Source organism: Sphaerisporangium perillae (assembly GCF_023276435.1).
Classification (GTDB): Bacteria; Actinomycetota; Actinomycetes; order Streptosporangiales; family Streptosporangiaceae; genus Sphaerisporangium; species Sphaerisporangium perillae.
Window position 1 is genome coordinate 1 of record NZ_JALLPO010000002.1, and the last position, 21088, is coordinate 21088.

Genomic DNA, 21088 nt, shown 5'->3' on the forward strand with positions numbered 1-21088 from the left:
GAGTCCTGGCTGCCGCGCAGGCAACTCACCCCGAACGCTTCGCCAGTGGCGGCACCCCTACCCCGCCCGACCTTCCCGGCCCGGCATGGATCAACAAGCCCAACCAAGACCACACGAACGAGCAGAAACACATCAGAGAACCAGACACAGAATTAGCCCAGCTCAACTGCCTTGATCAAATTGACAGGTTCCGATTCCGCCCTCACCGCCTGATCGCCACCGTCACCCAGCCGAAGCTTCTTAGAGGGCCGGCGAACGGGAGCTCGCGGCGGTGAGACGGGCTTGCAGTACCGGTTTGACGGTAGCCCATTCGGTGGCGACCACTGCGAACATGGCCGAGTCACGGACCTTGCCCTCCTCGCCGTGCGCCCACGACATGGACCAAGCGCGCAGCACGCCCTCAAAGGGGATGCCGAGTCGCTCCAAGGCCCGGCGGCAGCGGTGGTTGCGGGCGTCGGTCTTCAAGTCGACGCGGGCAACGCCGAGCGCGTCGAACGCATACGACAGCAGCAAGAGCTTCGTCTCGGCATTGATCCCGGTGCCCTGCGCCGAGGCGGCCAGCCAGGTGAAGCCGATCTCGATCGCCCGCAGGTCCGGCCGATCCGGCCACCTGCGCGGATCCCACAGGCCGGTGCATCCCACCGCCTTGCCGTCGGTGAGCCGAACCTGTGCGAAAGGGGTCAGCCCGTCGCGGGCGAGTTGGGCCGCCAGGTAGTCCGGTATCTCGTGAGCGCGAGGCACCAGCGTGAAATCGTAGGACGACCGATCCTCCTCGGCCGCCTCCGCGAGATCCGGCGCGTGTCGCATCGCCAGCGGCTCCAACCGCACCAAATCACCGGCAAGGACAGGAACATCAAGCCGCACGCTCATCAGCTCTCCCTCATCGTTCCTGGCATTGGCACCTTTCCCGCGGATTCCCCGCCGGGGAGGTTGCCGGACCGTCACAGGGCCAGGCCCCTCAGATCCTCTGGATGAATCACCGAGTCAAGATCATGCCTGCACAGGCGGACACCGTCAATCCGCCACAAGGGTGCCCCTTCCATATAAGACGCTTGAACTGGGCAGATGAGCTCCCTCCGGAAGAGCTGCACCCAAGCCGGGTGGCCGGCGGTCTGCGAAGGGTCTGCCCTGCGCCGGATGTGGAGCGTCAGGGCCGGGTGCGGGGAACAGGTAGCCGTTCTTGTCGTTGTAAGCGACCCCGGTGACCAGGCCGTTGCGACGCCAGATCTTCACGGTCTGGGGCGTGGTCCCCACAGCCTGCGCGTACTCCTCCACGGTGAGCAGGCCCTGGTCGCGTAGCCGCTGGTAGCGGTGGACCAACTGGTAGGCGTCGCGGATGTCGCGGACCATCAGCGCGTTGTAGGCACGGCCTTTGCCGCTGCGGATCCCGCGCTGGTTGAGGATCGCGGCGATCTGCCGGTGGGTGTACTCGCCGAGTAGTTTGTCGATCAATGTGACGGTGTCGGGGTGGGTTTGCCAGGATTTGCCGCCACCGACGGGCTTGTCCAGAGTGAGCGTGTGGTTCTGCCCGCCGCTTAGCCGGATCCGGGCGGTCAGCTTGTCGGCCTTGTCCAGGGTGTCGGTGATGAGCAGGCGCGCGATGCGTTTGCGTTCCCGCATCGGGGTGGCCGGGTCGTGCCAGAGCGTGTGGACGTCGGCGGCCAGCGCGGTCAAGCGCGTCCGGGTGGCCTGCTGAAGGGGGACGGCGGCGCTGGTGGCCGTGTCGTATTCCTGTCTGGCTGCGCGCACCTCGCGCAGGGCGGCGTTCCAGTCGGCCTCCAGGGTGTCGGCGACCAGCCGGTTGCCGGGGTCGACGGCCAGGTAGCGGCGGCGGGCCAGATCCGCGCGCTGCTCGGCGCGTTGGAGGTGGGCAGCGCGCAACTGGTCGGCTTGTTGCTCGCGTGCGGCGATTTGCTCGGTGACGGCCAGGGCGGTCTCCACGGCCAGTGGGGTGAGCTGGGCAAGCAGCAGGTCCGCGACCGCCTGGTCGAGTTTGGCGCCGGGGATGCGCTGGCAGATACGGGTGCCGTTCTGGATCGCCTCGGTCATGCACCGGTAGTCGGGCCAGAGCTGATCGCGGTACTGGCGGTAGCCCACCGTCATCCGGTGGCCGCATCGGCCACAGAGCACCAGGCCCTGCAGCAGGGCCGGGCCCTCGCGGGGCGGCCCGGCTTTGCGTTCCTGGCCCCGGGACTGGGCGTTGCCGACCAGTTGGACCAGGTTGGCTTCCCACTGGCCGATGCTGATATATCCCGGGTGGTGGTCGGCGATCAGCGTGTCCCACTGGTCGCGCGGCAGCAACTCGGACCCGATACGGCCGTCCGGGGTGCGGATGGTGCGGCGCCGCCCGTAACAGAACGCCCCCGCGTAGCAGGGATTGTGCAGCACCGACAGCACCCGCCAGTGCTTGAGCGGCTCCCACACCACCTGGCCCTTGCGTGGCCCGGACCGGATCCGCGCCGGGAACAGCAGCCCGTCCCGGCCGAAGGCCATGACCACGGCGCGGGCCGAGCCGGTCTGGGCGAACAGGGCGAACAGCCGCTCCACAGCGCCGCGGATCTGAGCGTCGGGGTCCAGGACCGGGTGGTCGGCGCCGTCATAGCAGTAGCCGATGGGCAGGGCCTGCTTGAGCTCCCCGCGCCGGGCCTTGGACAACTGGCCACCGCGTAGCCGGGCGCCGAGCAGGTGCAGCTCGGCCTCCGACATGGTGCCCTTCATGCCCAGCACGAGCCGGTCGTTGAACGTCCTGGGGTCATAGAGGCCGTCCTCGTCCAGGATCAGGGTCGAAGTCAACGCGCAGATCTCCAGCAGCCGATGCCAGTCGGTGTTGTTGCGCGCCAGCCGGGAGACCTCCAGCCCGAGCACGATCCCGGCCCTGCCCAGGCCGACCTCGGCGACCAGGCGTTGGAACCCGTCGCGATCGGCCGAACTGGCACCCGAGCGCCCCTGATCGGTGTCGATCACGGTGATCTGCGCGTCGGTCCAGCCCAGCGCGATTGCCCGGCCTCGCAGGTCGTACTGCCGCCAGGTCGACTCGGTGTTGTTGGCCACCTGTTTCAGCGACGACTGACGGACATACAGGTAGGCATCGCGCCGCAGATGCTCGGCGGTCACCTTCGCCGATCCGGTCATGTCTCGATGCATAATCGCCTCCCACCGTCTGAGTTCAGGGCCATCGGTGCCGGCGCGCCTGGCGCGGCGGCCATGACGAGCGCGGCCAGCACATCCACCAGATGCGCGCACCGCCCGCCGTCCGGCAGGACCGCTGTCGTCGGCCGGTCCGGCTCCGGTGCCAGACCACGACGCGGGGTCGAGATGAGGGCCACGGCCGCCGCCCACGCCGCCATGCCGGAGCGGGCCAGCACGCTCCAGGCGTGCCGCCGGCCGTTTCCCCTGCCGCCGAGCACCGCCGCGCGCAGGCTCTCGTAGTGTTCGCTGATCTTGGCTGGGCTGGGCGTGTCGCAGGGGGTCAGCGCCCAGTCGCCGTCTCCGGGTCGTGGGGTTCGCGTCGTCGCGTGAGCGCCCGCTCCACCGAGCGTGGATGCACCGGGAAGCCGAACTCGGCTTCGATGAGTTTGGCCAGAGCCCGGCCCTTGAGACTCGGATCGGCTGCCCGCCATTGCTCGACCCGGTCCATGACCGGCTCGGTCAGCTTGCGCGGCCCTTTTGGGCCGGGCTTGCCCGGCACCAGCCCTGCCGGGCCCGCCGCGTCCAGTGCGGCAGCGGCGGTATAGAACGAGGCACGGGAGAAGCCGAACGCGGCGGCCGCCACCGTGACCGGCACCCGATCGACCAGGACCCTGCGGACCATCTCGTACTTGACCTGCACGAGATCACGCGGGTCGAAGAACGCCGAGGAGGAGAACAGCGGATCGACCACCGCGCTGGCCCGCTGGTAGAACACCCCGGCCGCTGTCAGCACCGCCGCCTTGCCATCCATGCTCTCTCCCGGAACTCTGTCACGATCTATGCTCAGATGATTACGCCGCGCGTTCCGGAAGGCAAGCTCAGCCACCCCGATCCCGAGGCACAACTACCAGCCCAGGCGGATAGCCGGACGGGACTGCGGGACAGGGATGGATCGACGCGGCGTAATCCTCTGACGTTCGCGGCGCAGACTCCTGGTCATGATCAGAGCCCGCGCCCGGGAGCGTTACGAGGTCCGACGATCGATCAGATCCGCCAGCGCCACCAGGTCCGCGGTCCGGAACGGACACCGTCCCGCGGCCATGACCCGAAACGGGTCATCGGCCACCACGTCCGTCCACGCTGCGGGGATAAGCCGCCGTCGGCCCTGCTCGTCGAGATAGAACACCACATCGCCGCTCCAGCACCGCGACCTGGCCACGAACTGCAGCACCTGCCCGGCTAGCGGATGGAACGGATGAGTGACTCTCACCAGACCATCTTCAGGGTCGTGAACCTGAGGAGTTGACGGCTCGGGATAACCCGCACATCGAAGCGAGCTTCAAGACCCTGAAGTACTGCCCGACCTTCCCTGGCCGGTTCGGCTCCATCGAGGACGCTCGCCTCTTCTGCCAGCAGTTCTACACCTGGTACAACCACGATCACTACCACTCCGGGATCGGCTACCACCATCCCGCCGACGTGCACTACGGCCAGGCCGGCATCATCCGCGATCGGCGCGCCCGCGTCCTGGCCACCCATCCCGAGCGGTTCGCCTCCGGCGGCATGCCCACACCGCCCGACCTGCCCGGACCAGCATGGATCAACAAGCCTAAGAACCTCGACCACAAGGACGAACAAGAAAAGCCGACACAGAATTAGACCAGCTCAGCTGCCTTGATCAAATTGACAGGTACCGACACCCATGTCTCAGACCAGTGGTCAACCTACGGCACGAAGATCATCGTGCCGACGGCGCGGGAAGGGCACTTCGCCCTCGATGAGTTTCTCGGCAACGCCACCGATCTGCCGATCGTCGAACACGCGACCGATACGCACGGTGCCACGCTCATCAACTTTGCCCTGTTCGATTTGGTGGGCAAGGCGTTGACGCCGCGGATGCGGGATCTGACCCGGGTCACCTTGGCGCGGGACGGCACCCCGACCGAGATCGGCAAGCGCTACCCGCACGCCGGGCCGCTGCTGGGCGCCCGGTGGAACGAGGACCTGGTGGCCGAGTGCTGGCCGGATCTACTGCGGATGGCCGGGTCGCTGAAGTTCGGGCAGGCCACCGCTTCGTTGATCGTCGGCAAGTGGTCGGCGGCCTCCCGGCAAAACACCCTGGCCACTGCGCTCAAGGAGTGGGGGATGCTGCGCCGTACCGTGCACACCGCGAAGTATTTGTCGGATCCGGCGTACCGGCGGAAGATCACCCGTCAGCTCAACAAGGGCGAGTCCCTGCACGCGCTGCGCCGTGACCTGCACTACGCCCAGCAGGGCATGGTCACCAAGCCGCACCTGTCGCAGCAGACCGAGCAGGCGTGGTGTTTGACCGTGTTGACCAACTGTGTGGTGACCTGGACCACAGAATATTATTCTAAGGCGGTCCTCGACCTGCGCGCCCAAAGCCGTGACGTCCCGGACGAGGTGCTCGCCCATATTTCACCCGGGCACAGCGACAACATTAATTGAGAACCCCCTCGGTGGGAGTCACGCCCGCCCTCGGTTGCCCCGCCGGAGTGGGTCGCGCGCGGCGACATGGGCGGCGACGGCGTCGACGCCGGGCTTGGCGTAGCGCTCCAGGGAACGTACGGAGGCGTGCCGGGAGCGGGCCAGCAGGGTGGGGGTGTTGGTGCCGTCTTCCGCCTCATGCGTCAGGGAGGAATGACGTAGCTGGTGCAAGGTCCACCCGCCGCGGGTCGCGAGGTCGGCCGGGTCGGTGATGCCGGGGTGGGCCAATGGCCGGGTGAGTGCCTCGAACATTTCGGCGGCGCGCCGATACGACAGCCGGGCCCTCCCGGTGATGGGGCACACGTCGCCGCTGGGGGTGCGGGCGGGCGCGCGGCGGTCGGTGAGGAAGACCGGGCCGCAGGTGCGGCCCTTGAGCAGGCGGGGCAGCAGCTGGGCGGTGCCGGACTGCCAGTGCACCCAGTCGATGGTGCCGCCCTTGGAGGTGACGCGGCCCCGCTTGTCGGCCAGCAGCAGGTCCTCCACATCGAGGCAGAGGATTTCCTCGGCCCGGGCGCACGTCTCATACAGGGCCTTGCACAGCGTCCGTTCCCGCAGCGGCGCCTTCGCCGCGAACAGGGCGGCGATCTGCTCGCGCGACAGCGCCCGGGTCCGGTCCGGCGGCGCGGGACGCCGCTCGATGCCGATGATCGGGTTGCCGGCCAGCCAGCCGCGCTGGCGCCACCAGGCGATGGCCGCCTTCAGCACCGACAGCTCCCGGTTGACGGTGTCGGCGTCGACCAGTGCCGCCCGCCGCGCGAAGGCCTCGGCGAGCACCTCGGCCGCCGCCTGGTCGTCGAGCGCGGCGAACGCCGCAGCGGGCGGAGCGGCACCGCGGCGCTCTCGGCCGGGTGGCGGCTGCTGCCCGGCGGCCAGCCACGCCCAGGACAGCAGCGAGATCCGGTAGACGCGCCGGGAGGAGGCACCAATCCCGGCCGAGCGGAGATACGCCTCCACGGCGTCGGCGTAGGTGGCCGGCCGGTCGGCGCGCGATGGCACAGCGCGGGCGGCTTCCGCAGTAAATCCGGTATTTACTGCGGCGGTGACGGGCAAGGGTCACGATCGTCATCGACACGACCCGCCTGATTCCCCTGGATTGACGCATGCCGATATCGGCATATGATGGCGCCTATGGCACGAGCAGCGACGACGTCGGACGTCTTCAACGCGATCGCCGAGCCGCAGCGCCGGGAGATCCTGGTGCTGCTGCGGGCGGGTGAGCGGCCGGTGACCGAATTGGCCCAGGAGCTGGGGATGACCCAGCCGGGGGCGTCCAAACACCTGCGGGTGCTCCGGGAGGTGGGGCTGGTGCGGGACCGCAAGGCAGGCAAGCAACGCTTATACGGCCTTGACGCCCGCGGGCTGCGACCGGTCCACGAGTGGACCGGCGGATTCGAGCGGTTCTGGAACGAGAGCTTCGACCGGCTGGACGCGTACGTGCAGGACCTCAAGCAGGCAAGACAGGACGGAAGTAACTGATGAGCGAGACGGGACAAGGAGCGCCGGCGCAGTCCGCGACGGCCGACCGCGAGGTTGTGATCTCACGGGTCATCGACGCCCCACGGGAGCTGGTGTTCGAGGCGTTCACCGAGGTGCGGCACCTGTCGCGGTGGTGGGGGCCGGAGGGGTTCACCACCACCACGCGGTCCTTCGAGTTCCGCGTCGGCGGGGTGTGGGACTTCGTGATGCACGGGCCGGACGGGACGGACTACCAGGAGTGGATCACCTGGACCGAGATCGTCCCGCCGGAGGGGATCGCGCTGTTGCACGGCGAATACCTCGGCGACCCGAACGCCTTCGAGTCGGTCCTCGCGTTCGCGCCCCACGGGGCGGCGACCCGGATCGAGATGCGCACGGTGTTCCCCACCAAGGAGCTGCGCGACGAAGCGGTCGAGAAGCACCACGCGATCGAGGGCGGCCGGCAGACCCTGAGCAACCTGGCCGCCTACGTCACCGAGATCGTTCGGAAGGGAGTTGAGGGCTGATGGCCGGGAAGGTGTTCTTCAGCGTGTCGATGTCGCTGGACGGTTTCATCGCACCCGAGTCCTCTGAGGATTTGATGGGGCAGCAGTGGATGGAACTGCAGCGGTGGATATTCCCGCTGCGGTTCTTCCGGGAGAACCTGAAGCTCGGCGGGGGCGGCGAGGAAGGGCGCGACAACGACATCGCGCGGGAGACGTTCGAGCGCACCGGCGCGAGCGTGATGGGCAAGCGCATGTTCGAGGCCGGCGAGCAGATGTGGCCGGAGGAGGCGCCGTTCCACACGCCGGTCTTCGTCGTGACGCACGAGAAGCGTGACCCCTGGGAGCGGCCGGGTGGGACCACCTTCCACTTCGTCAACGACGGCATCGAGTCCGCGCTCGACCAGGCCCGCGAGGCCGCCGGCGACCGAGACGTCCGCATCGCGGGCGGCGGCGCGACGATCCTGGAGTACCTGAACGCCGGCCTGATCGACGAGTTCTCGATCGCGCTCTCACCCGTGCTGTTCGGCTCCGGAATCCGCCTGTTCGAGGGCGTGGACGCGGGCCGCGTGGCCCTGGAGCCGATCCGCGCGGAGCCGACGCAGCGGGTGACCCACCTGACCTACGCAGTCCGGGAGCGGTAACCGTCCCGACCTCAGCGCCCCCCGCCGAGGTCAGCAGCGCGGTGAGATCCTCGACGCTCTGAGCGTCGAAAAGGGCGAGCGTTCGCATCGTGCTCCTCGGCCAGCCGGTCGAAGATGCGCCTGGCGGTGTGCCACTGCTTGGGCGGCGCGTCCAGGTCGGCCCGCAGCATCTGATCGATCAGCGGCGACAGGCCACCTGCCCCGTAGGACACACCAGCGTGTCCTGGTCTGACACCCACGCCGGCCGCAGCACCCGCACCCTGCTGGTCCAGATTCGTTTCGCCGCCCAGACCTGCCGATCCTGCCCGCTTCGGCCACGCTGCACCACAGGCCCAGTCGACGCGCTCGAGCGGGATGGCGGCGTACGTGATCCGGCCACCGAATCGCTCGCGAACGAGGGCGACGGCGCCGGCGAGGAAGTCGTTGACCCGTGCGCTGAGCTCGCCGACCCGCTCGGCCAGGCGATCCCGCCGAGTCAGCAGCCCGAACACACCGCTCACCGCCCACGAGCGGAACCGGTCATAGACCGTGGACCGGGGCCCGTACTCGGCGGCTGGCAGGTCCCGCCACGGGTTGCCAGTCCGAAACTGCCACATCACCGCGTTGAACTGCCGCCGCAGATCCGGAATCGGGCCTCGCTCACCCAGCGGCAAGTGAGGCTCGATCAAGGACCACTCCTCATCGGTGAGATCTCCACGCGCCATGGCGAAGGCCTACCAAGGCCGCAGACCAGAGCGCAGGCAAATCCCTGTGATCTCAACTCCGTAGAGGCTCTAGCTGTACGGACGGCTCACGAAACCGTCAGGGCGGACCAGCACCGTCCCGTATGGCCAGCCGTCCACGACGTGCACCGGAACGTCGGCCTCCACGCCGGGATCGGCCGTGAGTACGCACCACTGCGATCCGACGAGATCTAGCGTGGACACCTCGTCGGACACCCACATGTGCGGCAGGCGGGATCCCGGCGACCCGTCGAGGTCGAGGGCGACGTCCTCGGTGGAGGGGAGCTCCGCGCCGCCGTACCGGTAGCCCATGTGCACCACCGGCGCGTTGATCGCCCCCGCTGCCTTGCGCGCCTCCGCCATGTCCTTCCCCCAGTGCAGGGACGGATCGTTGAACCGCAGGCGCGCCTGCTCCATTGTCATGAGGGCCACCGGATGGCGTTCCGCGTGGTAAGTCTCCAGCAGCTCGGGTCCGGCCTCACCGCGCAGCACGTGCGCGAGTTTCCACGCCAGATTGTGTGTGTCGGCGATGCCGGCGTTCAGCCCGAACGCGCCCAGTGGGGGGATGGCGTGCGCCGCGTCGCCCACCAGGAAGACCCGCCCGACGGAGAGGCGATCGGCCACCTGGCCCCGCCCCCGGAACGTCAGCACGCTGCGGATCTCCACCTCGATCGACGGGTCGCCGAGCGCGGTGCGGATGAGTTCCGGAGTCGGCTCCGTGCCGAGGCGGGTGAGGAAGACCCACTCGCGTTCGCCGTCGACGGTCACCAGCAGGCCGGTCGCGTCCGGATGCTCGATGTTGCACATGGCGAACGGCTTGCGCGGACGCAGATCAGCGTCGAACAGGACGCTCGTCGTCTCCTGGCCGAGCACACCGGGGCCGGTGAGGCCGATGTCGAGGATCCGCCGGAGCCGGCTGCGCACACCGTCGGCCGCCACCAGATAGCGCGCCCGTACGACACGTCCGTCGGACAGGGTCGCCGTGACGCCGTCGGAGTCCTGCTCGAACGAGTCAAGCGCCACGCCGAACTCCACGTCGCCCGCCTTGGTGATAAGCACGCGGTCGAACCGGTTCTGCGCGCAGGTGCCGCGGATCCGGGCCGGCGTGTAGATGGTCTCGGCCGCGCCTCTCGTCTTCCACGCCACGCCTTCGGTGAAGTCGGCCTCGGCGAGCGTGCGCCCCCTGATCTTCCCCGCCCGCAAATCGACCGCGGCCTCGTTGACCGCCTGCTCCAGGCCGACCTCGCGCAGGATCTCCACCGACCGCAGCCCGATGCCGGTGGCCCTGGGGTGGTGCGACAGCTCCGGCTTCTCCTCGACGACGAGGGGCTTGACACCGTGGTGGCGCAACAGCACCGCGAGCATCAGCCCGACGGATCCGCCGCCGGCGATCAAAACATCCGTGGGTACAGTGTGCCCATTCATGGGAACACTGTACCCACTTCGGTAGACTCCTGTCCATGCCACTTGTCTGGGAGCGGGAGCCGTACCGGCCGAAAAGGCAGGCCCTGAGCGTGGAGCGCATCGTGGACGCGTCCGTCGCCATCGCCGACGCCGAGGGGCTCGACGCGCTGTCGATGCGCCGCGTCGCCGCCGAGCTGTCGACCGGTACGACCTCGCTCTACCGTTACGTGGACAGCCGCGACGACCTGCTCGACCTCATGGCCGACGCGGTGCAGGACGACCACGTGCCGCTGACGGGAGACTGGCGCGCCGACCTCGAAGCGTACGCCCACCACGAGCGCGAGCTGTGGCTGAGGCACACCTGGCTCGCCCCGCTGCTGGCGACCCGGCCATCGCTCGGCCCCAACTGGCTGCGCGGCCTGGAGCACGCCCTCACCGCGGCCGCCCCGCTGACCTCCGACATCGCCGACGCGGGCTCGGCCGTCGGACTGATCAGGGACTACGTGCGCGGCGCGGTCATGCGCGAGCTCGCAGAGAAGGAGACCCAGCGGCGCACAGGTCAGACCGAGGACGAGTGGCGCGCCGACGTCGCCCCCTACATGCGCAAGGTCATCGAGAGCGGCGCATTTCCCCGGGTCTCGCGCTTTACCGGGTCCGCCGACCTGAGCCCGGCCGAACAGTTCTCGTCCGGCTTGCGCCGCATCCTCACCGGGATCGCGGCCTCTCAGCAGTGATCACAGATGAACCGAGGCCGGTCTCGCCCGAACGGGGACCGACGACGCGCAGATCGCCCATACCCTGAGATTCACCGGGCAGCCTCGGCTTCCAGCGCTTCTCACGCTCTCAGCCGGTGGCCGGGAAGGTGGCTGACCAGCGGGTAAGGCATGTGGAGCGCCCGGTACGTGGAGACACGCACGCCGCGGCGGCGGGCCGGGGAAACCCATCGTGAGCAATCACGACAGGGCGCCCCGGTCCGACCCGAACACGACAGGCCACATCACCCCCGACTGCGGCCTGACCATGTTCCTGCCCGGCAGCCACCTCCTGCCCAAGCAGCCCGCCATCGCCCCGCGCGCGAACCCGCCCACGGCCACCACCCCCGGCCTAGGCCCATGCGACGTTGTCCTGTTCTGTTCTGTCCTGTTCGAGAACCGCACCTGGCACGCCGGCGGCATCAACACCTCCGGCCGGCCACGCATCGCCGTCATGCTGCAGTACGGCTACCGCTGGCTCCAGCCCGTCGACGACCCCGCACCGCACCTCCTGCAGCGCACCGGCCTCGACCTCGATCACCCGCCAACTCCTCGGCAGCCCCGACCGTAACCCCGACGGCTCCCTCGCCGCTGGCGGCGCCGGCGCCGCCAGCGCCGCCCCCTGCGCCAGTGGCAGGCCGCCGCCTCCTCATGACCCACCAGCAAGCGATCTCATCCCCAGCTACAGAGTCCCGTCATATCCGCAGATCAAGGGCATATCCGACGAAAGTTTCGTCAGGACTACCGGGACCCCTCTTCACCGCCGGCCCCGGCCCGGAAGGTCTTCAGCCGGTTGATCGCCCGCTCGAGAACGTCGCGCACATCACGAGGTCAGCGGGGTGGCAGCAGGCCGAGCGTGCCGGCGGCCGCAGTCAGCGTTTTGCGCAGCTCGCCTTCCCTCCCCGGCTCAAGTGCGCCAAGGAGCTCGGCGTCCACCTGCGCGGCGGCCAGCGCGGCGGACCGGCCGAGTTCGCGTCCCTTGTCGGTGATCTCGACGACTTGCCTGCGGCGGTCGGCCGTGTCGCGCACCCGCCGTACCGCGCCCAGGGCCTCCAACTCGTCCAGCATGTCGACCACGACGCTGGGGGCCACGCTGATGGTCTTGGCGAGCGCGAGCTGGCCGAGCGGCGCGCCGGCCAGCAGCTGGAGCACCGCGCAGTGTCGGGGGCGCAGGCCTAGAGGCGCGAGATGGACCGCGAACCGCTCGGACGCCACCTGCCCCAGCTTGCTCAGCAGGAAAGCGAGGCTGTCGGTCACTTGCGGCGCCATGGCCACGATGCTAGCGTGCCCCATATGATTAGGTTACCGAATGATTCTGTTAGCGATCGATTTTCGCGTGCGTTCGCCCTGACCGTGGCGGCCGTGACCGTCCTGACGTCGGGGTACTTCACCGTCGCCGGGCTCGTCGCGCCCGGAGTCCTCGTCCCCGGCGGGGAGTCCTCGGCGCCGCGCGTGTTCGCCGCATATATGGCCGCGCGGAGCATCGTGCTGCTCGGTGGCCTGACCTTGTTCGCGGCACTGCGGGCCTGGCGACCACTGGCGCTGCTGCTCGGCCTGAACGCGGGAGTCCAGTTGATCGACGCCGTGATCGGCGCCGCACACCACCAGTTCGCCCAGACCGCCGGGCCGGCCTGCTTCACCCTCCTGCTGGCCGCCGCCGCACTGGGCCTGGCCCGCACCCCGCGCGGCGTGGTCACCTCCCACGCGCATTGAGCGGCGGCTTCTTGCCGAAGGCGCCGATCTGCGCGACCAGGTTGATCAGGGGGCTGTATCCGAAGGGCGTGGGGCAGTCCTCCTTGGCGATCCCCTTCACGACGGGTGGTCAGCGGGGTGCACGGGGCGGGTCAGCGGACCGGCCGGAAGAACGCGCGGATATCAGTGACCAGCAGGTCCGGTGCTTCCATCGCGGCGAAGTGGCCGCCCCGGTCGAACTCCGACCAGTGGACCACGTTGTGCTCGCGTTCGGCGACGCGGCGGATCCCGGCGTCGCCCGGGAAGACCGCCACCCCGGTGGGAACATCGGACTTCTCGACGGGCCGGCCCCAGTCGGTCGAGCCCTCCTTGTAGAGGCGGGCTGACGACCCCGCGGTGCCCGTGAGCCAATAGATAGTGACGTCGGTGAGCATCTGGTCGCGGTCCACGGCCTCTTCAGGGAGGTCGTGAGCGGGGTCGGTCCACTCCTTGAACTTCTCCACGATCCAGGTCAGCTGACCGGCGGGGGAGTCGTGCAGGCCGAAGGCCAGCGTCTGCGGGCGGGTGGACTGGATCATGGCGTAGCCCGAGCGGTCATGGTCCGAGTAGAGGGCCAGCCGGGCCTGCTCTGCCTGTGTGAGACCTTCCAGCTCGTCGGGTTCGAAGGTCGGGAAGCCCAGAGCGCCGTTGACGTGGACGCCGATGACGTTGTCCGGGGCGACACGGCCGAGCTCGGGAGAGACCACCGAGCCGGTGTCGCCTCCCTGGGCGCCGTACCGGTCGTAGCCGAGGCGGCTCATCAGCTCGGCCCAGGCTCGGGCCACCCGGCGCAGGTTCCAGCCGGTCTCGCGGGTGGGGCCGGAGAACCCGAAGCCGGGGAGGGAGGGCGCCACCACATGGAAGGCGTCGGCCGGGTCGCCGCCGTGGGTGCGGGGGTCGGTGAGCGGGCCGATGATCTTCATGAACTCGGCGATCGAACCGGGCCAGCCGTGCGTGAGGATCAGCGGGAGCGCGTCCGGCTCGGGAGAGCGGACGTGCAGGAAATGGATGTTCTGGCCGTCGATTTCAGTGGTGAACTGCGGGTACTCGTTGAGCGCCGTCTCCTGCCTCCGCCAGTCGTACGCCGTCCGCCAGTACTCGGCCAGCTCCTTCGCGTACGAGGACGGGACGCCGTACGACCAGCCGGTGCCGGGCAGCTCGTCCGGCCAGCGGGTGCGGGCCAGGCGGTCGCGGAGGTCGTCCAGGTCGGCCTGCGGGATATCGATGCGGAACGGGTTGATTTTCGCCATGCCCAAGACTTTAGGAGCCGCTTAGGACGGGTTCGGTCCTAGGTTGCGGGCAAGATTGAAAGCATGTTGGAGACCTCGGCTCGACTCCTCAGATTGCTGTCCCTCCTGCAGACCCACCGGGACTGGTCCGGCGCGGAGCCGGCGGAGCGGCTCGGCGTCACGATGCGGACCGTACGGCGGGATGTGGACCGGCCGCGGGAACTGGGCTATCCCGTGCACGCCTCGGCCTGAGTATTCAACGACGCCACTGCGCGACATTCTCATGCACCACGTGCTGCTTTGATCGAATGCTGAACCATTGATCAGGCGAAATGCCCCGTCGCTCATGCATGGTTTCCTTCCGTGGCCATGCCGTTTCCTGTGGTGGACGTGACCCGGCCTCAGGGTTCGCGGGCGCGGAGGTACGCGTCCAGGTCGGCGGCGCCCTTGAGCATGGCGCGGCCCCGGGCGGACAGGCGGGCCTGCCAGTCGCGCAGGGTCGACTCCAGCGGGGCGACGCCTCCGGCGGAGCGGACCTGAGCGATCAGCGGGGCGATCTGCTCCAGCAGGTAGCCGCCCCGCCTGAGCTGGTGGGCCAGCCGGACGTCCCGTACGTCGGCCGCGCTGTAGATCCGGTAGCCCGTCTGCGGATCGCGGCGCGGCCGGACCAGCCCGGCGTTCTCCCATTTGCGCAGGGTGGCAGGGCGGAGGCCGAGCCTCCTGGCCAGGGGGCCGATGAACGTGTCGCCGCGCTCCTGCGGCACGGGCGCCAGATCGCGGAGCGCGGCTTCGACGGCCTGGAGCGTACGGCGGTCGTCGAGGAGTTGGCCGTGGCTCTCGTCGATGAGCCGCAGCGCGTCCTCGGTGGCACCCCGGTTGACCGCCTGCATGATCGACGTGGCCGACTGGTGACCGTGCCCGGGCACGAGGGCGAGGAACGCGCGCAGGGCTTGCGCGTGCAGCGGCGTATAGGTGCGATAGCCGTGGACGGTGCGTTCGGCGGCGGGCAGGATGCCGGCGTCCTCGTAGTTCCTGATCGCCTGGGTGGACAGGCCGTGCTCGCGCGCCAGGTCCACTGGCCTCATGGATGCATCACCGATTGAAGGTCCATCGCGAAGAGAGCGGGGATTTCATGGAAAAGTTTACACCGAGAGTTCAGCGATACCGTTGAAGGTATGGATATCAAGGACACGGCCCGGCCGCTCGATGGCGCGGGCGTCTCGGCGTTCCTCCGGTCGCTTCCCGCCAAGCCCCTGCTGCTCGGCCTGGGCGAGGCCAGGCACTTCGTGGGGGAGCTGGGCGAACTGCGCAACGAGATCTTCCGGCATCTGGTCGAGCACGAGGGCTACCGGTCCTTCGCCATCGAGAGCGACTGCCTCAGGGGCCTCGTGGTGGACGACTACATCACGACGGGCGCGGACACGCTCGATGACGTCATGGAACGCGGCTTCAGCCACGGCTTCGGCGCGTCACCGGCCAACCGCGAGCTCGTGCGCTGGATGCGCGCGTACAACGAGGAGCATGACGAAAAGCTCCGGTTCTTCGGCTTCGACGGCCCTCTGGAGTATTGGGCCGAGAGCCCGCGCCAGGCGCTCACCGCCCTCTACGCCCTCCTCGACGGCCCCCTCCCCTGCACCATGGAAACCCTCGACGCGCTGCTCGGCCCGGACGACCGGTGGACGAACGAGGCCACGGTCATGGACCCGTCCCAGTCGATCGGCCAGTCCGCCGACGCCCAGCGGGTGCGGCTGCTTGCCGACGACCTGGTGGCACTGCTCGACACTCAGGTGCCGCGGCTGAGCGCGGAGGACAGGGAGCGGGCGGCGCTGTACGGGCGCACCGCCGTCGGCCTGCTCCGCTACCACCACTGGATGGCCGACACGTCCCCGGCCCGGATAGGCAGGCTGTCGGCCCTACGGGACGCGATGATGGCCGCCAACCTGCGCGCCGTCGCCGGGCAAGGCCCCGCCCTGGTCTTCTGCCACAACCTCCACCTGCAGCGGAACAAGAGCCTCATGCCGTTCGGCGGCCAGACGCTGGAGTGGTGGAGCGCGGGGGCGATCACCGAAGCGCACCTGGGCGACCGGTACGCCTTCCTGGCCTCCGCCCTCGGCATGGTCGGCGACAACACCCCGCCCCCGGACACCGTCGAGGGCATCCTGTCCACGCTCCCGTGGGACCACTCTCTCATCGACGCCCGCCGCCTGGCCGACGCCATCACGAAGCCCGCCCCGCGTACCTCCCCCGATTTCGCCTATTTCCCGCTGGACCCGGCCCAGCTCAACATGATCGACGGCATCGTCTTCCTCAAGCAGGCTGTCAGGCTGAAAAAGCTGGGTTGACAGGCGCGTGCGTGTCAGGCTCTGCTGACAGGCACGCGCATCAATCACACCATCCATGCCCGCCCCCTCATCGAAGGGGGTCCCTAGATGCTCCCGATCCGGAGTACGACCGGCTGGACCCCGGTGCCCTGGAGGCTGTGCGTGGTGAGTGGCTCGACCGCCTTCTTGAAGGCGATGATCAGGTGCGGCAGGTCCGCGGTGGGCAGCGCGAGCTCCTCGTGCCAGCGGGTCTCGGTCCGGCCGATGTAGACGCCGAGGCTGCTGGCGACGGCGAACCTGCGGACGCCCCAGGTGCGGGCGGCGTCCAGCGCGTTGAGCAGGCCGGTTGTGTCCGTGCGGAAGAAGTCGACCGGGTCTTCGCCGGGGATGCTGCCGGCGAGGTGGACGATGTCGCTGATGTCGTGGCGACCGGCGAGGGCGAGGAAGGCGTCCCGGTCGGTGACGTCGAGGGGTTCCACGGTGACCCGGCCGGCGAGGAACGACGGAACCTCGGTCCGGCGGTGCGTGGTGACGACGACCTCGTGTCCGAGGTCCCCGCACCCCGCGCGGCCACGCGCTGCGCCCGGCCTTCCCCCGAGGGCCGCGTGCAAGGCCGGTCCGGTGACCGCGACCGCCGGGCGGAAGGTCGCGGCACGGCCGGGCGAAGGCCTCACGCTCACCACCGCGACGAGGGTCAGACGCACAGCACGCGCTGCAACCTCCGGGCGGCGAACAGCAGGCCGGCGACGACCATAGCCAGCAGGTAGGCGGCGTGCACGAGCAGTCCCCAGCGGGGGTCGCCGATGGCCAGCCCCCGCACCAGCTCGACGGCGTGGTAGAGCGGCGTCGCCTGGATGAGCACCTGCATCGCGACGGGGTAGTCCCCGACCGGGGAGAAGGTGCCCGAGAACAGGAACAGGGCGAACTGGCCGGTCGACATGAGGTCGAAATCCTGCCAGCCGCGCATCAGCGTGCTGACCGCCATGCCGAGCGACCCGAAGGCGAGCCCGACCAGGATGGTGGCGGGAAAGGCCGCGAGCGCCCACAGCGGGGCCGCGAGGCCGAGGGCCACCATGACCAGCAGGAAGACCCCGGTGTACAGGGAGCCGCGCATCATGGCCCAGCCGAGCTCTCCCAGCGCGATCTCGAACGGCCGCACCGGCGTGGCCAGGATGGCGTCGAAGGTCTTCTGGTACTTCATCTTGAAGAAGAAGTTGAACGTGGTCTCGGCCAGCGCGCCCGACATCGCCGAGACCGCGAGCATCGCCGGCGCGACGAAGGTGGCGTAGGGCAGTGTCCGGCCGCCGACCTGCAGCTCGCCCACCAGTGCCCCGACTCCGACGCCGATGGACAGCAGGTACAGCAGCGGCTCGAAGAAGCCCGACACCAGCACCAGCCAGTAGGACGGGCCCGAGCGCAGCGCCCCCAGGTTGCGGTTGATCACCGCGCCGACCCGGCCGGGGGAGACCCGGGCGGCGATCATCGTGGTCACCATGTGTCAGTCCTGAAGTCGCTTGCGGAAGGCGTGGAAGGCCCACAGCGTGCCGGCCGCGGCGAACGCCAGCAGGTAGGCCAGGTGGACGGCGACCGGCCAGGGGGGAGAGACGCCCAGCGTGGCCGCCCGGTCGAGCTCCACCCCGTGCCACAGCGGGGACAGGTAGGCCAGCGGCCGGGCGAACGCGGGGAGCTGCTCCACCGGGAAGAACACCCCGGAGAACAGCGTCGAGGGGATCAGCACGAAGCGGAACAGCAGCGCGAAGTAGCTGTCGTGCTCGATGGTCGCCGCGAAGGCCATCGTCGGCGCGGCCGTCGCCAGCGCCACCAGCGCGCACACCAGCGGGGTGAGCAGCGCCCACGGGGAGTGCAGGGCGCCGAACAGCGCGGTGATCGCCAGGAACACCACCACCGCGATCTCCACGCGGAACAGGATGTACAGCAGCCAGCCGCACACCATGTCACCGACCTCGACCGGGGTGGCGCGCATGGCGTGGTAGGCGCGCACCCACTTGAAGTCACCGAACACCGGGTAGGTGCACTCACCGACCGCCATCTGGAACGCCGTCGAGGCGAGGACGCCGGGCACGATCCACGACAGGTAGTCCACGCCGCCGATGCCGCCGACGTATCCGCCGACCCCGATGCCGATGCTGACCAGGAACAGCACGGGAATGATGAAGGAGGAGAAGGCCGAGGCGCGCCACAGCCGGCGGTAGAGCGTGAGAGCGCGCTCCAGCACCGCGAGCGTCGAGCGGGCCGAGACCTGGCTGACGAGCTGGGCCATCAGTCGACCAGCGTCCGGCCGGTGAGGTGCAGGAAGACGTCCTCGAGGGTGGAGCGGCGCACGAGCACGCTGGAGGGGGTGAGCCCGCGCCGGTGGACCTCGGCGGTGGCGGCGTCTCCGTCGGCGGCGTACACCAGCACCCGGTCGGGCAGCGGGTCGATGCGCTCTCCGACGCCCGCGAGCTTGCCGGCCACGTCGGCGGGGCGATCGTCTCCGAAGCGGAGCTCTACCACCTCGGGGGTGGAGTAGGTCTCGATGAGCGAGCGCGGCGACCCCTCGGCGACGATGCGCCCGCCGTCCATGACGACGAGGCGGTCGCACAGCTGCTCGGCCTCGTCCATGTAGTGGGTGGTGAGCACCAGGGTGGTGCCGCGCCGCTTGAGCTGGAACAGCCGCTCCCACAGCAGGTGGCGGGCCTGGGGGTCCAGGCCGGTGGTGGGCTCGTCGAGCAGGACGATGTCGGGCTCGTTCACCATCGCCCTGGCGATGGTGAGCCGGCGCTTCATGCCGCCCGACAGCGGGTCGACCTTGCTGCCGGCCCGGTCGGCCAGCTGCACGAACTCGAGCAGCTCGTCGGCCCGGCGGCGCGCCTCGGCCCGGGGGATGCCGAAGTAGCGGGCGTAGGTGGTGAGGTTCTCGCGCACGCTGAGGTCGGGGTCGAGGTTGTCCAGCTGCGGGCAGACGCCGAGGCGGGCGCGGATGCGGGTGCCGTCGCGGGCGGGATCCATGCCGAGGATGCGCAGTTCGCCGGCAGTGGGCAGCGACACGCAGCTGATCATGCGCATCGTCGAGGACTTCCCGGCGCCGTTGGGGCCGAGGAAGCCGAAGGCCTCACCGGGGGCCACCTGCAGGTCGATGCCGTCCACCGCGGTGAAGGAGCCGAAGCGTTTGACGAGGCCACGTGCGTGGATCAGAGGTTGTGGCGACACGAGGCAGAACCCTAACGAAGGGCACCGACATTTCCGCAACAGGTTTTCGGTCCCCCGCCGCGCGGCGCGTCCCCGCGCGTGTCCTGCGGCGATCGGCCCGCGGTGTCCCTGGTGGCCCTCCACTCGGGTCCGTGTCACCGGCCCCAGAAGTAACTGAGCGTTACAAAGGAAGACCCCGGTCCGACGCAGCTCGACACGCTGCCGGCCGAGATCGTCAAGCTGGAGCGGGTGAAGGCGATCGGCCTGCCCGACGGGCTGTTCGAGCCCGCGATGCGGGCCCGGCGGTCCGGCCGGGTGCTGTCTGTCTCAAGCATCCTCGGCCGGCTCACCATCCCGCTCGCCGGCGCCTACGCCGTCAGCAAGTGGGTGCTGGAGGCCATGGCGGAGACTATGGCGTTCGAGGTCGCCCATTTCGGGATCGCCGTCACCACTGACTCAGGTGGCGGGCGCGCGGTGCCCTCCGGGGTGGGCGCCGGCTACTCCACGACGAGCTCGACCGGGATGTTGCCCCGGGTGGCGTTGGAGTAGGGGCAGACCTGGTGGGCGGCCTCGACCAGCGCGCGGCCCGGCTCGCCCTGCAGCTCGTCGGGCAGCTCCACCCGCAGGGTGACGGTGAGCCCGAATCCGCCGCCCTCAGCCTGGACCAGCCCGACTTCGGCGGTGACCGACGCCTGCGTGACGTCGTGCTTCATGCGCCGCGCGACCAGGGAGAGGGCGCTGGCGAAGCAGGCGGCGTACCCGGCGGCGAACAACTGCTCGGGGTTGGTGCCCTCGCCGCTGCCGCCGAGGGCCTTCGGCGGGGCGAGGGTGACGTCGAGCAGGCCGTCGGAGGAGACCGCGCGGCCCTCCCTGCCCGAGGCGGTGGCGATCGCGGTGTACATGGCGTTGCTCATGATCAATCCTTTCCGGACGAAGACGATTAGATTGTGCGCAATTCAATTGCCTCCCGTCAAGTTGTAGACTGCGGGCATGGAGGACCAGCTGCTGCGCTTGGACAACCAGGTCTGCTTCGCCGTGCACGCCGCGTCCCGGGCGCTGGACGGCGTCTACCGGCGCGAGCTTCGCGATCTCGGGCTCACCTACCCGCAATATCTGGTGATGCTGGTGCTGTGGGAGCACCGCCCGGGCGGCGCCGACGGCCGGGCGCTGAGCGTCAAGGAGCTCGGGGAGGCTCTTCGGCTCGACTCCGGCACGCTGTCCCCGCTGCTCAAGCGGCTGGAGGCCGCGGGGCTGGTGCGCCGCGACCGCGACCGGCGCGACGAGCGATCGGTGCTGGTCGGTCTCACCCCGCAGGGGGCGGCCCTGCGCGAGCGGGCCGGGCGGGTGCCCGCGCGGATCTTCGCCGCCACCGGCTTGGACGAGAGCGAGGTGCGCCACCTGCGGCAGGTCCTCACCCGGGTCACCGGCGCCCTGGACGGCGCGCTGCTGGAGCCCGCCGCGGCGACCGGCGTCCCGGCCAGGTAGGGACCAAGGTCTCTGG

The 21088-nt window shown here is 69.6% G+C and carries 25 protein-coding genes, 4 pseudogenes and 1 riboswitch; of the genes and pseudogenes, 14 read left to right on the forward strand and 15 right to left on the reverse strand.

Annotated elements, in window-relative coordinates; all coding sequences use genetic code 11:
- Positions 1-275 (forward strand): annotated as a pseudogene (locus tag MYF83_RS01930) (hypothetical protein); the annotation flags it as partial.
- Here the strand turns inward: MYF83_RS01930 and MYF83_RS01935 are convergent.
- The 4 genes from MYF83_RS01935 to MYF83_RS01955 all read right to left on the reverse strand — a co-directional run bounded on the left by MYF83_RS01935 (position 241) and on the right by MYF83_RS01955 (position 4399).
- Positions 241-870 carry a GNAT family N-acetyltransferase gene (locus MYF83_RS01935; RefSeq protein WP_248958390.1) on the reverse strand — a complete coding sequence of 210 codons (630 nt, stop codon included), beginning with the start codon at positions 868-870 and terminating at the stop codon, positions 241-243. The pseudogene MYF83_RS01930 and the gene MYF83_RS01935 sit on opposite strands and share 35 nt — an antisense overlap.
- Before the next feature lie 7 nt (positions 871-877).
- A riboswitch (SAM riboswitch) is annotated at positions 878-978 on the reverse strand.
- A gap of 36 nt (positions 979-1014) precedes the next feature.
- Positions 1015-3132, reverse strand: coding sequence for a recombinase family protein (locus tag MYF83_RS42340; RefSeq protein ID WP_279338986.1), 2118 nt, complete (start codon positions 3130-3132; stop codon positions 1015-1017).
- 337 nt (positions 3133-3469) lie between these two features.
- Positions 3470-3940, reverse strand: a complete 471-nt coding sequence (locus MYF83_RS01950) for a helix-turn-helix domain-containing protein (protein ID WP_248958391.1) — start codon at positions 3938-3940, stop codon at positions 3470-3472.
- Positions 3941-4153: 213 nt separating this feature from the next.
- Complete coding sequence (locus MYF83_RS01955) at positions 4154-4399, reverse strand: DUF5372 family protein (RefSeq protein WP_248958392.1); 246 nt, start codon at positions 4397-4399, stop codon at positions 4154-4156.
- Positions 4400-4431: 32 nt separating this feature from the next.
- Between MYF83_RS01955 and MYF83_RS44110 the strand changes: the two genes are divergently transcribed.
- Complete coding sequence (locus tag MYF83_RS44110) at positions 4432-4788, forward strand: integrase core domain-containing protein (RefSeq protein ID WP_372500076.1); 357 nt, start codon at positions 4432-4434, stop codon at positions 4786-4788.
- Positions 4789-4803: 15 nt separating this feature from the next.
- Positions 4804-5598 carry a Tn3 family transposase gene (locus MYF83_RS01965; RefSeq protein WP_248958393.1) on the forward strand — a complete coding sequence of 265 codons (795 nt, stop codon included), beginning with the start codon at positions 4804-4806 and terminating at the stop codon, positions 5596-5598.
- 18 nt (positions 5599-5616) lie between these two features.
- Here MYF83_RS01965 and MYF83_RS01970 read toward each other — a convergent pair whose 3' ends face one another.
- Positions 5617-6633, reverse strand: coding sequence for a tyrosine-type recombinase/integrase (locus tag MYF83_RS01970; RefSeq protein WP_248958394.1), 1017 nt, complete (start codon positions 6631-6633; stop codon positions 5617-5619).
- A gap of 132 nt (positions 6634-6765) precedes the next feature.
- On the opposite strand from MYF83_RS01970, the gene MYF83_RS01975 reads away from it, so the two are divergent.
- The 4 genes and pseudogenes from MYF83_RS01975 to MYF83_RS44870 form a co-directional block, all read left to right on the forward strand.
- The gene (locus MYF83_RS01975) at positions 6766-7113 is read left to right on the forward strand and encodes an ArsR/SmtB family transcription factor (protein WP_248958395.1); all 348 of its coding nucleotides are present in this window, start codon (positions 6766-6768) and stop codon (positions 7111-7113) included.
- Positions 7113-7619 (forward strand): SRPBCC family protein, encoded by a 507-nt coding sequence (locus MYF83_RS01980; protein WP_248958396.1) that lies wholly within the window; start codon positions 7113-7115, stop codon positions 7617-7619. Before MYF83_RS01975 ends, MYF83_RS01980 begins: the two co-directional genes overlap by 1 nt.
- Positions 7619-8239 carry a dihydrofolate reductase family protein gene (locus MYF83_RS01985; protein ID WP_248958397.1) on the forward strand — a complete coding sequence of 207 codons (621 nt, stop codon included), beginning with the start codon at positions 7619-7621 and terminating at the stop codon, positions 8237-8239. Before MYF83_RS01980 ends, MYF83_RS01985 begins: the two co-directional genes overlap by 1 nt.
- A gap of 218 nt (positions 8240-8457) precedes the next feature.
- A pseudogene (locus tag MYF83_RS44870) lies at positions 8458-8508 on the forward strand (hypothetical protein); the annotation flags it as partial.
- Positions 8509-8733: 225 nt separating this feature from the next.
- On the opposite strand, the pseudogene MYF83_RS44875 reads toward MYF83_RS44870, so the two are convergent.
- Together MYF83_RS44875 and MYF83_RS01995 are read right to left on the reverse strand one after the other, a co-directional pair.
- Positions 8734-8943 (reverse strand): annotated as a pseudogene (locus MYF83_RS44875) (transposase); the annotation flags it as partial.
- 69 nt (positions 8944-9012) lie between these two features.
- On the reverse strand, positions 9013-10386 hold the full coding sequence (locus MYF83_RS01995; protein ID WP_248958399.1) for an FAD-dependent monooxygenase: 1374 nt from the start codon (positions 10384-10386) through the stop codon (positions 9013-9015).
- Between the two features lie 35 nt (positions 10387-10421).
- Between MYF83_RS01995 and MYF83_RS02000 the strand changes: the two genes are divergently transcribed.
- Both MYF83_RS02000 and MYF83_RS02005 read left to right on the forward strand, forming a co-directional pair.
- Positions 10422-11099: a TetR/AcrR family transcriptional regulator gene (locus MYF83_RS02000; RefSeq protein WP_248958400.1), complete on the forward strand. Its 678-nt coding sequence runs from the start codon at positions 10422-10424 to the stop codon at positions 11097-11099.
- A 211-nt stretch (positions 11100-11310) separates the two neighbouring features.
- Positions 11311-11688 (forward strand): phytanoyl-CoA dioxygenase family protein, encoded by a 378-nt coding sequence (locus MYF83_RS02005; RefSeq protein WP_248958401.1) that lies wholly within the window; start codon positions 11311-11313, stop codon positions 11686-11688.
- Positions 11689-11948: 260 nt separating this feature from the next.
- On the opposite strand, the gene MYF83_RS02010 is transcribed toward MYF83_RS02005, so the two are convergent.
- Positions 11949-12386 carry a MarR family winged helix-turn-helix transcriptional regulator gene (locus MYF83_RS02010; protein WP_248958402.1) on the reverse strand — a complete coding sequence of 146 codons (438 nt, stop codon included), beginning with the start codon at positions 12384-12386 and terminating at the stop codon, positions 11949-11951.
- 93 nt (positions 12387-12479) lie between these two features.
- On the opposite strand from MYF83_RS02010, the gene MYF83_RS02015 reads away from it, so the two are divergent.
- The gene (locus MYF83_RS02015) at positions 12480-12830 is read left to right on the forward strand and encodes a hypothetical protein (RefSeq protein WP_248958403.1); all 351 of its coding nucleotides are present in this window, start codon (positions 12480-12482) and stop codon (positions 12828-12830) included.
- 131 nt (positions 12831-12961) lie between these two features.
- Here the strand turns inward: MYF83_RS02015 and MYF83_RS02020 are convergent, their stop codons facing one another.
- Positions 12962-14098: an epoxide hydrolase family protein gene (locus MYF83_RS02020; RefSeq protein ID WP_248958404.1), complete on the reverse strand. Its 1137-nt coding sequence runs from the start codon at positions 14096-14098 to the stop codon at positions 12962-12964.
- A 63-nt stretch (positions 14099-14161) separates the two neighbouring features.
- On the opposite strand from MYF83_RS02020, the pseudogene MYF83_RS02025 reads away from it, so the two are divergent.
- A pseudogene (locus tag MYF83_RS02025) lies at positions 14162-14323 on the forward strand (helix-turn-helix domain-containing protein); the annotation flags it as partial.
- 155 nt (positions 14324-14478) lie between these two features.
- Here MYF83_RS02025 and MYF83_RS02030 read toward each other — a convergent pair.
- The gene (locus MYF83_RS02030) at positions 14479-15162 is read right to left on the reverse strand and encodes a TioE family transcriptional regulator (protein WP_248958405.1); all 684 of its coding nucleotides are present in this window, start codon (positions 15160-15162) and stop codon (positions 14479-14481) included.
- Positions 15163-15252: 90 nt separating this feature from the next.
- On the opposite strand from MYF83_RS02030, the gene MYF83_RS02035 reads away from it, so the two are divergent.
- Positions 15253-16419, forward strand: coding sequence for an erythromycin esterase family protein (locus MYF83_RS02035; protein ID WP_248958406.1), 1167 nt, complete (start codon positions 15253-15255; stop codon positions 16417-16419).
- Positions 16420-16502: 83 nt separating this feature from the next.
- Here the strand turns inward: MYF83_RS02035 and MYF83_RS02040 are convergent, their stop codons facing one another.
- Genes MYF83_RS02040 through MYF83_RS02055 form a run of 4 tightly spaced genes read right to left on the reverse strand, consistent with a single transcriptional unit; the run spans position 16503 to position 19608 of the window.
- Positions 16503-17102 carry an NAD-dependent epimerase/dehydratase family protein gene (locus MYF83_RS02040; RefSeq protein ID WP_248958407.1) on the reverse strand — a complete coding sequence of 200 codons (600 nt, stop codon included), beginning with the start codon at positions 17100-17102 and terminating at the stop codon, positions 16503-16505.
- Entirely contained in the window at positions 17093-17893 is an 801-nt protein-coding gene (locus MYF83_RS02045; protein ID WP_248958408.1) for an ABC transporter permease, read from the reverse strand. The genes MYF83_RS02040 and MYF83_RS02045 overlap by 10 nt, the downstream gene beginning before the upstream one ends.
- Positions 17894-17896: 3 nt before the next feature.
- Entirely contained in the window at positions 17897-18679 is a 783-nt protein-coding gene (locus MYF83_RS02050; RefSeq protein ID WP_248958409.1) for an ABC transporter permease, read from the reverse strand.
- Positions 18679-19608, reverse strand: coding sequence for an ABC transporter ATP-binding protein (locus MYF83_RS02055; protein ID WP_248958410.1), 930 nt, complete (start codon positions 19606-19608; stop codon positions 18679-18681). The genes MYF83_RS02050 and MYF83_RS02055 overlap by 1 nt, the downstream gene beginning before the upstream one ends.
- 228 nt (positions 19609-19836) lie before the next feature.
- Here MYF83_RS02055 and MYF83_RS02060 point away from each other — a divergent pair, with 228 nt between their 5' ends.
- Positions 19837-20136: an SDR family NAD(P)-dependent oxidoreductase gene (locus MYF83_RS02060; RefSeq protein ID WP_248958411.1), complete on the forward strand. Its 300-nt coding sequence runs from the start codon at positions 19837-19839 to the stop codon at positions 20134-20136.
- On the opposite strand, the gene MYF83_RS02065 is transcribed toward MYF83_RS02060, so the two are convergent.
- Positions 20085-20501 carry an organic hydroperoxide resistance protein gene (locus MYF83_RS02065; RefSeq protein ID WP_248958412.1) on the reverse strand — a complete coding sequence of 139 codons (417 nt, stop codon included), beginning with the start codon at positions 20499-20501 and terminating at the stop codon, positions 20085-20087. The two genes, MYF83_RS02060 and MYF83_RS02065, sit on opposite strands and share 52 nt — an antisense overlap.
- Positions 20502-20577: 76 nt before the next feature.
- Here MYF83_RS02065 and MYF83_RS02070 point away from each other — a divergent pair, with 76 nt between their 5' ends.
- Entirely contained in the window at positions 20578-21072 is a 495-nt protein-coding gene (locus MYF83_RS02070; protein WP_248958413.1) for a MarR family winged helix-turn-helix transcriptional regulator, read from the forward strand.
- Positions 21073-21088 lie beyond the last annotated feature (16 nt).